Source organism: Streptomyces sp. A1136 (assembly GCF_004795055.1).
GTDB lineage: Bacteria > Actinomycetota > Actinomycetes > Streptomycetales > Streptomycetaceae > Streptomyces.
In genome coordinates, this window is sequence record NZ_SSBJ01000058.1 from 21775 (window position 1) to 31052 (window position 9278).

At 71.3% G+C, this 9278-nt stretch carries 8 protein-coding genes; 6 read left to right on the plus strand and 2 right to left on the minus strand.

Features of this window, described 5'->3' with window-relative positions; all coding sequences use genetic code 11:
- Positions 1 to 289: 289 nt before the first annotated feature.
- Both E6R62_RS34200 and E6R62_RS34205 read left to right on the plus strand, forming a co-directional pair.
- A complete protein-coding gene (locus tag E6R62_RS34200; RefSeq protein ID WP_136217379.1) occupies positions 290 to 1084 on the plus strand; it encodes a PspA/IM30 family protein in 795 nt (264 codons plus the stop codon).
- 13 nt (positions 1085 to 1097) lie between these two features.
- Positions 1098 to 1376, plus strand: coding sequence for a hypothetical protein (locus tag E6R62_RS34205; RefSeq protein ID WP_136217380.1), 279 nt, complete (start codon positions 1098 to 1100; stop codon positions 1374 to 1376).
- 33 nt (positions 1377 to 1409) lie between these two features.
- On the opposite strand, the gene E6R62_RS34210 is transcribed toward E6R62_RS34205, so the two are convergent.
- Entirely contained in the window at positions 1410 to 2180 is a 771-nt protein-coding gene (locus tag E6R62_RS34210; protein ID WP_136217381.1) for a hypothetical protein, read from the minus strand.
- Positions 2181 to 2303: 123 nt separating this feature from the next.
- Between E6R62_RS34210 and E6R62_RS34215 the strand changes: the two genes are divergently transcribed.
- The 3 genes from E6R62_RS34215 (at position 2304) to E6R62_RS34225 (ending at position 7124) form a co-directional block, all read left to right on the plus strand.
- Positions 2304 to 3125, plus strand: coding sequence for an adenosylcobinamide-GDP ribazoletransferase (locus E6R62_RS34215; protein WP_136217382.1), 822 nt, complete (start codon positions 2304 to 2306; stop codon positions 3123 to 3125).
- 25 nt (positions 3126 to 3150) lie between these two features.
- Positions 3151 to 3852, plus strand: a complete 702-nt coding sequence (locus tag E6R62_RS34220; protein ID WP_240802062.1) for a response regulator transcription factor — start codon at positions 3151 to 3153, stop codon at positions 3850 to 3852.
- A 146-nt stretch (positions 3853 to 3998) separates the two neighbouring features.
- Positions 3999 to 7124: an efflux RND transporter permease subunit gene (locus E6R62_RS34225; protein WP_136217383.1), complete on the plus strand. Its 3126-nt coding sequence runs from the start codon at positions 3999 to 4001 to the stop codon at positions 7122 to 7124.
- An 82-nt stretch (positions 7125 to 7206) separates the two neighbouring features.
- Here the strand turns inward: E6R62_RS34225 and nadA are convergent, their stop codons facing one another.
- Positions 7207 to 8421 carry a quinolinate synthase NadA gene (nadA, locus tag E6R62_RS34230; RefSeq protein ID WP_136217384.1) on the minus strand — a complete coding sequence of 405 codons (1215 nt, stop codon included), beginning with the start codon at positions 8419 to 8421 and terminating at the stop codon, positions 7207 to 7209.
- 310 nt (positions 8422 to 8731) lie between these two features.
- Between nadA and erpA the strand changes: the two genes are divergently transcribed.
- On the plus strand, positions 8732 to 9088 hold the full coding sequence (gene erpA / locus E6R62_RS34235; protein WP_136217385.1) for an iron-sulfur cluster insertion protein ErpA: 357 nt from the start codon (positions 8732 to 8734) through the stop codon (positions 9086 to 9088).
- The last annotated feature ends 190 nt before the right edge of the window (positions 9089 to 9278 follow it).

The window sequence follows — 9278 nt, forward strand, 5'->3', positions numbered from 1 at the left end:
GTCTTCCCTGTGCACGGTTCTTACGGCGGGCGCACCTCCCGCGCGGACGTCCCGGGGGCGCACGGGAGCCACCCGTGTCCCGGTCGTCTCCTGGGATCACCTACTCCTCACGCCTGACGCGGCGCGGGGGGCAGTCGTCCTGGAGGAGGAGCGCATCCGCACCGGAACAGTGCGGTAATAGAGACAGGGCCCGTACTGTGGGTCCTGCCGGCGGCCGTCCCGGGAGACCGGGCACCGCCATGGCTGTGACCTGGAGCGAAGTCCGTCTAGAAGGGGGCGCGCGAAGCCCATGAGCGGTGTCATGAAGCGTATGGGGATGATCTTCCGCGCGAAGGCGAACAAGGCCCTTGACCGGGCCGAGGACCCGCGCGAAACCCTCGACTACTCCTACCAGAAGCAGCTGGAACTGCTGCAGAAGGTGCGCCGGGGCGTCGCAGACGTGGCGACCTCCCGCAAGCGCCTGGAGCTGCAGCTGAACCAGCTCCAGGGCCAGTCCGCCAAGCTGGAGGACCAGGGCCGCAAGGCGCTCGCCCTCGGCCGCGAGGACTTGGCGCGCGAGGCGCTCGCCCGCCGCGCCTCCCTCCAGCAGCAGGTCAGTGACCTGGAGGTGCAGCACCAGACCCTCCAGGGCGAGGAGGAGAAGCTGACGCTCGCCTCCCAGCGCCTCCAGGCCAAGGTGGACGCCTTCCGGACGAAGAAGGAGACCATCAAGGCCACCTACACCGCCGCGCAGGCGCAGACCCGGATCGCCGAGTCCTTCTCCGGCATCTCGGAGGAGATGAGCGACGTCGGCCTCGCCATCCAGCGCGCCGAGGACAAGACCGCCCAGCTCCAGGCCAGGGCCGGCGCGATCGACGAGCTGCTCGCCTCCGGCGCCCTCGACGACCAGAGTGGCCTCGGCTCCAAGGACGACATCCAGGCCGAGCTGGACCGCCTCTCCGGCGGCACCGACGTGGAACTGGAACTCCAGCGGATGAAGGCCGAGCTGGCGGGCGGCCCGTCCGACCAGCAGCAGGCCATCGAGGGCGGCGCCCCGGGCACCGGCCGGCCGTCGCAGACCCAGCACCGGTTCGACAAGCAGTAGGACGGGGCCCGTCATGATTGTCCGCATCATGGGGGAAGGCCAGGTGAAGCTGGCCGACGGTCACTTCGCCGAGCTCAACAAGTTGGACGACGACCTCCTCGCGGAGATGGAGTCCGGAGACGAGCAGGGCTTCCGCGCCACGCTCGGCGCCCTGCTCGAAGCGGTCCGGCGGCTCGGCGAGCCGCTGCCGGACGACGCGCTGGAGCCGTCGGAACTCATCCTGCCCGCCCCGGACGCGACGCTGGACGAGGTCCGGGAGATGCTCAGCGACAACGGTCTGATCCCGGGCTGAGGCCCCCGGCCGCACGCGAGGAGGGCTCGCCGCTCAACGCGGCGGGCCCTTCCGCATGGAGATCCGCTCCGGGTCCGGGGTGCCGCCGATGAAGTTCTCGAACTTGCGGCGCGGCGCGGCCCAGCGCCGGTCGTGGTGGAAGGCGCGCAGCCCGGCCCGGGCGCGGGCCCGCGGGCGCCGGGCGTAGAACCGCTTCGCGTACGGCGAACCGGGCCGGGCCAGCCGGATCGCGCCGATCAGGGCCACGAAGGGCACGACGATCCCGAACAGCGCGGTGCGCGGCTTGCCCTTCCACAGCGCGACCAGCGCCAGGACGAAGTTCCCGGCCATGTTCAGGACGACCAGGCCGCGGCTCTGCCGCTCCCCGGCGCTGAGGTCGTTGACCCCGAAGGGCAGGAACCCGCCCAGTACCAGCGCCACCAGGGCGGCGGTCAGGACCACGATCTCGACGCTCTTGCGGCCCTGTTCGCTCCAGTAGACGTCGTCGAGGTGCAGGATCAGCGCGAACTCGTCCAGCACCAGACCGGCGCCCAGCCCGAAGAGCACGGCCGAGACCAGCGCGCCGAAGCCGCCCTGGCCGCTGGCGATCGCCCCGAACCCGCCGATGATCACGAGGACCACCCCGGGCACCACGTGGTGGATGTGCAGGCCGCCCGGTGAGACGTTGCGAAACGGCCCCTTGCCCGCCCGGATCAGCCGGGTGATCACCCGGGTGACCAGGAACGACAGTACGAAGGACAGCAGGGCGAGCAGCAGCGGCAGCTTCCCCGGTTCGACGATGTTCCGATACCACCAGTGACCCATGCCGCCGACCCCTTTCTCCCGCCCGTTCGCGACCGAGCAGGTGCTCCCGATCCGACAGGTGCTCCCGGTTTAGCAGGTATGCGGCAATTTACCGGTCGCCGTGAGCGGGTAGCGTTCGCGCCGATGACAGATTCGTACGAAGATCCTTCGACCGCCCCGCCCGGGGAGCGCGCCCGGCTGGGCGACGGCATCCGTTTCGCGTTCGGCACGCTCACCGTGCTGCCCGCCCGGGTCACCCGCTGGGACCGGCCGGCCGCCCGGACCGGGATGCTGTGCGCCCCGCTCGCGGGCCTCGCCGTAGGGGCGTTCGCGGCGACGGCCGGGGCGCTGCTGCTGTTCCTCGGGGGCGGCCCGCTGTTGGCGGCGGTCGTCACCGTCGCCGTCCCGGCCGCGTTGACCCGGGGACTGCACCTGGACGGGCTGGCCGACACCGCCGACGGGCTGGGCAGCGCCAAGCCGGCCGAGGAGGCGCTGCGGATCATGAAGCAGTCCGACATCGGCCCCTTCGGCGTGATCACCCTGCTCCTCGTGCTGCTCGGGCAGGTGGCCGCCCTGGCCGACGCGTACGCGGACGGCCCGGTCCGGGGCGCCCTCGCCGCCCTGACCGCCGCCGTCACCGCGCGGCTCGCCATGACCCTCGCCTCCCGCGAGGGCGTCCCGGCGGCGCGTCCCGGGGGCCTGGGCGCGGCCGTCGCGGGCGTGGTGCCGCGCCGCTCGGCCGCGGCCGTCGCCGCCCTCGTCGTGCCGGCGGTCGCCGTCGCGGCCCTCCCGCTGGGCCTGCCCGCCGCCGCGCAGCACGCCGCGGCGGTGCTCCTCGCCCTGGGCGCCGCCGAACTCCTGCTGCGCCGCTGCGTGCACCGCTTCGACGGGATCACGGGGGACGTCTTCGGAGCCCTGTCCGAGGCCGCGGCCACCGTGGCGCTGCTGACCCTCGCCCTCGGCTGAGGGGAGGGCCCCGTACGCTCGGGGCGTGGAAGAGACGCCGACGCCCATCAGGGTGCTGCTCGCCGACGACCAGGCGCTGCTGCGCAGCGCGTTCAGGGTGCTCGTCGACTCCGAGCCCGACATGCACGTCGTGGGCGAGGCCTCGGACGGCGCCCAGGCCTACGCCCTGGCCCGCGACCACCGGGCGGACGTCGTCCTCATGGACATCCGCATGCCGGGCACCGACGGCCTCGCCGGCACCCGCATGATCACCGCGGACCCGGCGCTCGCCGCCGTCCGCGTCGTCATGCTGACCACTTTCGAGGTCGACGAGTACGTGGTGCAGGCGCTGCGCGCCGGTGCCTCCGGCTTCCTCGGCAAGGGCGCCGAGCCCGAGGAACTGCTCAACGCCATCCGTGTCGCCGCCGCCGGCGAGGCGCTGCTCTCCCCGGCCGCCACCAAGGGGCTGATCGCCACCTTCCTGGCCCAGGGCGCCCACACCGACGCCCCCGCCCCCGGCTCCGCGCACGCCGAACGGCTCGCCGCCCTGACCGGTCGCGAGCGCGAGGTCCTCGTACTCGTCGCGGCGGGCCTCCCCAACGACGGCATCGCCGCCCGCCTGGAGGTCAGCCCGCTCACGGTCAAGACCCACGTCAACCGGGCCATGGCCAAGCTAGGCGCCCGCGACCGGGCCCAACTGGTCGTCATCGCCTACGAATCGGGCCTGGTCCGGCCCCGCGCGGACTGAGCGGGCGGACCGGCCGCGCGGTAGGGCGGCGTACTGCGGGCGCGGTATGCGGGGTGTGAGGACGGCACCTGGGAGCGACGCGGCGCCACCGGGACGCGGGCGAAGCTGAGGGGCTCGCGTCGGAACCTGCAGAGAGATCCCCAACCATGTCGTGGCTGTCCCGCTTCAGCCTGGCCCAAAGAGCACTGATCGGCCTCGTGTCGATCGTCGCGCTCTTCTTCGGCGCCATTGCCATCCCGCAGCTCAAGCAGCAACTGCTGCCCTCCATCGAACTTCCGATGGTGTCCGTGCTCGCACCGTACGAGGGTGCCTCGCCCGACGTGGTGGAGAAGCAGGTCATCGAGGCGATCGAGGCCACCCTCAAGGGTGTCGACGGCATCACCGGCGTCACCTCGACCGCCAGTGAGGGCAACGCCCTGATCATGGCGCGGTTCGACTACGGCGACAGCGGCACCAAGCAGCTCGTCGCCGACGTCCAGCAGGCCGTAAACCGGGCCCGCGTCCGGATGCCCGCCGGCGTCGACCCGCAGGTGGTGGCGGGCTCCACCGACGACATGCCCACCGTGGTCCTCGCCGCCACCTCCGGCAAGGACCAGCAGGCCCTCGCCGACCAGTTGGACGGCTCCGTCGTCCCCGTCCTCTCCGACATCCCCGGCGTCGGCCGGGTCACCGTCGACGGCGTCCAGAAGCTCCAGGTCAGTGTCACCCCGGACCCCGCGAGGCTGGCGGCCGCCGGTCTCGACGGCGGCGCCGTCGCCAAGGGCCTCCAGGCGGGCGGCGCGACCGTCCCCGCCGGTTCCTTCGACGAGGAGGGCAAGAACCGCACCGTCCGGGTCGGCGCCGGCTACACCTCCCTCGCCCAACTGGAGGACCTGCGGCTGAGCGCCGGGCCCGGCAAGCCGGCCGTGCGCCTCGCGGACGTGGCCTCGGTCAGGCAGGAGCCCGCCAAGGCCGTCTCGCTGACCCGCACCAACGGCAAGCCCAGCCTCTCCGTCACCTTGACCATGGACAAGGACGGCAGCGCCGTCGCGATCTCCGACGCGGTCAAGGAGAAGCTGCCCGGGCTGCGTTCCACCCTCGGCTCCGGCGCCGACCTGACCGTGATCATGGACCAGGGTCCGGCCGTCGCCAAGTCCGTCTCGGGCCTGACCACCGAGGGCGCGCTCGGCCTGGTCTTCGCGGTGCTCGTGATCCTGGTCTTCCTCGCCTCGCTGCGCTCGACGCTGGTCACCGCGGTCTCCATCCCGCTGTCCGTCGTCCTCGCGCTGATCGTCCTGTGGACCCGGGACCTGTCGCTGAACATGCTGACGCTCGGCGCGCTCACCATCGCCATCGGCCGGGTCGTCGACGACTCGATCGTGGTCCTGGAGAACATCAAGCGCCACCTCGGCTACGGCGAGGAGCGCGAGGCCGCCATCATCACCGCGGTCAAGGAAGTGGCCGGGGCGGTCACCTCCTCCACCCTCACCACCGTCGCCGTCTTCCTGCCGATCGGTCTCGTCGGCGGCATGATCGGGCAGCTGTTCAGTTCCTTCTCGCTGACGGTCACCGCCGCCCTGCTGGCGTCGCTGATCGTCTCCCTGACCGTCGTGCCCGTCCTGTCGTACTGGTTCCTGCGCGCCCCCAAGGGCGTGGCGGAGGAGGCCGCGAAGGACGCGGCCAAGGCGCGGCGCGACGCGGAGGAGAAGGAGGCGCGCGGCCGGCTCCAGCGCTTCTACGTCCGCGTCCTGGGCTTCGCCACCCGCCGCAGGCTGACCAGCGTCGCCCTCGCGGCGGTGGTCCTCGTCGCCACCTTCGCCATGACCCCGCTGCTGAAGACGAACTTCTTCGACCAGGGCGAGCAGGACACGCTGACGGTCAAGCAGTCGCTGGCCCCGGGTACCTCCCTGGCCGCCGCAGACGAGGCGAGCCACAAGGTCGAGCGGGTCCTCGCCTCGGTCGACGGGGTCAAGGACTACCAGGTCACCGTGGGCTCCTCCGGCTTCATGGCGGCGTTCGGCGGCGGCACCGGCACCAACCAGGCTTCTTACCAGGTCACCTTGGAGAACTCCGGTGACGCCGGCTCCGTCAAGGGGCGCATCGAGAGCGAGCTGGGCAAGCTCGACGGCGTCGGCGAAACCCGCATCGTGGCGGGCGGCGGCTTCGGCAGTTCCAACCTGAGCGTGGTCGTCAAGGCCGGTGACGCCGGCGTGCTCGCCAAGGCCGCGGGTCAGGTCCAGGCCGAGGTGGCCAAGCTGAAGGACGTCACCGACGTCCAGAGCGACCTCTCCCAGTCCGTGCCCCGCATCTCGGTCACCGCCACCCCGAAGACCGCCGAGGCGGGCCTGGACCAGGCCGCCCTCGGCGCGCTCGTCGCCCAGGCCGTACGCGGCACCCCGGCCGGCAAGGCCGTACTGGACGACACCGAGCGGGACATCGTCGTCACGTCCGCCAAGCCCGCCACCACCCTGGCCGAGCTGCAGGCGCTCCCGGTCGGGCCGACGGCCAGGCTCGGCGACATCGCCGACGTGAAGACGGTCCCCGGCCCCGTCGCGATGACCCGGATCGACGGCGCCCGCGCCGCCACCATCACCGCCCGGCCGATCGGCGACAACACCGGCGCCGTCAGCAGCGCCCTCCAGAGCAGGATCAAGGCGCTGGACCTGCCCGCCGGCGCCACCGCCTCCATCGGAGGTGTCTCCCAGGACCAGAGCGACGCCTTCGGCTCCCTGGGCCTGGCGATGCTCGCGGCCGTCGCGATCGTCTTCATGCTGCTGGTCGCGACCTTCCGCTCGCTGGTCCAGCCGCTGATCCTGCTGGTCTCCGTGCCCTTCGCGGCGACCGGCGCCCTCGGCCTGTTGATCGTCACCGGCACCCCCATGGGCGTCCCGGCGATGATCGGCATGCTGATGCTCATCGGCATCGTGGTCACCAACGCGATCGTCCTGATCGACCTGGTCAACCAGTACCGCCGCCAGGGCCTGGGCGTCGTGGAGGCCGTCATCGAGGGCGGCCGGCACCGCCTGCGGCCCATCCTGATGACCGCGCTCGCGACGATCTTCGCGCTGCTCCCGATGGCGCTCGGCGTCACCGGCGAGGGCGGTTTCATCTCGCAGCCGCTCGCGGTGGTGGTGATCGGCGGCCTGATCAGCTCGACGCTGCTGACCCTGCTGCTGGTGCCGACCCTCTACACGATGGTCGAGCTGTTCAAGGAACGGCGCCGCGCCAAGAAGCGGGCGCGTCTGACGGTGGTCCCGGCCCCGAGCCGGGGGGAGACCCCGGCGCGGGTGTGAGCGGAGTACCGCCTACACGCCGAAGGGGCGCCTCCCGGGCCGGGAGGCGCCCCTTCGGGCATGCGGGGGCCGGGTGGCGCGGCTACGGCAGCGCCAGCATCCGCTCCAGGGCGAGCTTCGCGAAGCTCTCCGTCTCCTTGTCGACCTGGATCCGGTTGACGAGGTTGCCCTCGGCCAGGGACTCCAGGGCCCACACCAGGTGGGGGAGGTCGATGCGGTTCATGGTCGAGCAGAAGCAGACCGTCTTGTCGAGGAAGACGACTTCCTTGTCCTCGGCGGCGAATCGATTCGCCAGGCGCTGGACCAGGTTCAGCTCGGTGCCGATGGCCCACTTGGAGCCGGCCGGGGCCGCCTCCAGCGTCTTGATGATGTACTCCGTCGAGCCCACGTAGTCGGCGGCCGCCACGACCTCGTGCTTGCACTCGGGGTGCACGAGCACGTTCACGCCGGGAATGCGGGCGCGGACGTCGTTGACGGAGTCGACCGAGAAGCGGCCGTGCACCGAGCAGTGCCCGCGCCACAGGATCATCTTGGCGTTCCGCAGCTGCTCGACGGTCAGGCCGCCGTTCGGCTTGTGCGGGTTGTAGAGCACGCAGTCGTCCAGGGACATGCCCATGTCGCGCACGGCCGTGTTGCGGCCCAGGTGCTGGTCCGGCAGGAACAGCACCTTGGTTTCCCCGGGCCCCCCCTGCTCGAAGGCCCACTCCAGGGCCTTCTTGGCGTTGGACGAGGTGCAGATGGTGCCGCCGTGCTTGCCGGTGAAGGCCTTGATGTCGGCGGAGGAGTTCATGTAGGAGACGGGCACCGTGTTGCCGGCGATCCCGGCCTCGGTCAGCACGTCCCAGCACTCCGCGACCTGCTCGGCGGTGGCCATGTCGGCCATCGAGCAGCCCGCCGCGAGGTCGGGCAGGACGACCTTCTGGTCGTCCGTCGTGAGGATGTCGGCGGACTCGGCCATGAAGTGCACGCCGCAGAAGACGATGTACTCGGCCTCCGGCTTGGCGGCCGCGTCGCGGGCCAGCTTGAACGAGTCACCGGTCACGTCCGCGAACTCGATGACCTCGTCGCGCTGGTAGTGGTGGCCGAGGATGAAGACCTTGTCCCCGAGCTTCTCCTTGGCCGCGCGGGCGCGCGCCACCAGGTCCGGGTCCGACGGCGAGGGCAGGTCGCCGGGGCACTCGACCCCGCGCTCGCTCTTGGGGTCGGCTTCGCGGCCGAGCAACAGCAGGGCGAGCGGCGTCGGCTGGACGTCCAGGGGCTGGGTGTCCATAGGCTGGGCGGTGGTCACGACACGCACCCTTTCTGTTCTGCGACAAGGGACTTCTGAAGACGTTCGGAGCGACTTCTCGTCTATTTGACGCTATCTATCATAGCCGCTTCACGTCAGTTTGACGATGCCGATAGTGTCGATGTGACGAATTCGCCCGTTCCGCACGTTCCACGTCCGTCATGTCCGCGCGCCGGCCCCGGTGTGCGAGCATGAATATCTGGAACAAGGTGCGGGACCCCGGAATGAATCCGCGGTCGCGCTGGTTGCCACCGACGGCAAGAGTCCGACGTATCCCCAGCCTCCGGCGGGGAGCCGCCCACTTCGGGAGTGAATGCAGATGTCCGTACAGGACGAAAAGACCACTGTGAGCGACGGCATCCTCCTGTCCGACGCCGCCGCCGAGAAGGTCAGGACCCTGCTGGAGCAGGAAGGCCGCGATGACCTGGCGCTGCGCGTCGCCGTCCAGCCCGGCGGCTGCTCCGGCCTGCGCTACCAGCTCTTCTTCGACGAGCGCTCCCTCGACGGCGACGTCGTCAAGGACTTCGACGGGGTCAAGGTCGTCACCGACCGCATGAGCTCCCCGTACCTGCACGGTGCCTCCATCGACTTCGTCGACACCATCGAGAAGCAGGGCTTCACGATCGACAACCCGAACGCCACCGGCTCCTGCGCCTGCGGCGACTCGTTCAGCTAGGCCCGCGGCCTCCACGAGGCCCACGACGCCTGTGACGAGGGCCCGGACGGCGAATGCCGTCCGGGCCCTCGTCGTACTCCGGGCAAGGTCCACCGGAGGTCCACCGGATCTCTACTGGCGGGGGAGCGGCTTGCCCGACGTCGCGTCGACCACCTTGCGGTCGCCCAGCGGCTTCTGCAGCGTCACCGTG

What these genes read in the sequence shown, in the direction of transcription:
- E6R62_RS34200 (WP_136217379.1), top strand. Translation starts at nt 290, where the DNA reads ATGAGCGGTGTCATGAAGCGTATGGGGATGATCTTCCGCGCGAAGGCG.
- E6R62_RS34205 (WP_136217380.1), top strand. Translation starts at nt 1,098, where the DNA reads ATGATTGTCCGCATCATGGGGGAAGGCCAGGTGAAGCTGGCCGACGGT.
- E6R62_RS34210 (WP_136217381.1), bottom strand. Translation starts at nt 2,180, where the DNA reads ATGGGTCACTGGTGGTATCGGAACATCGTCGAACCGGGGAAGCTGCCG.
- E6R62_RS34215 (WP_136217382.1), top strand. Translation starts at nt 2,304, where the DNA reads ATGACAGATTCGTACGAAGATCCTTCGACCGCCCCGCCCGGGGAGCGC.
- E6R62_RS34225 (WP_136217383.1), top strand. Translation starts at nt 3,999, where the DNA reads ATGTCGTGGCTGTCCCGCTTCAGCCTGGCCCAAAGAGCACTGATCGGC.
- erpA (WP_136217385.1), top strand. Translation starts at nt 8,732, where the DNA reads ATGTCCGTACAGGACGAAAAGACCACTGTGAGCGACGGCATCCTCCTG.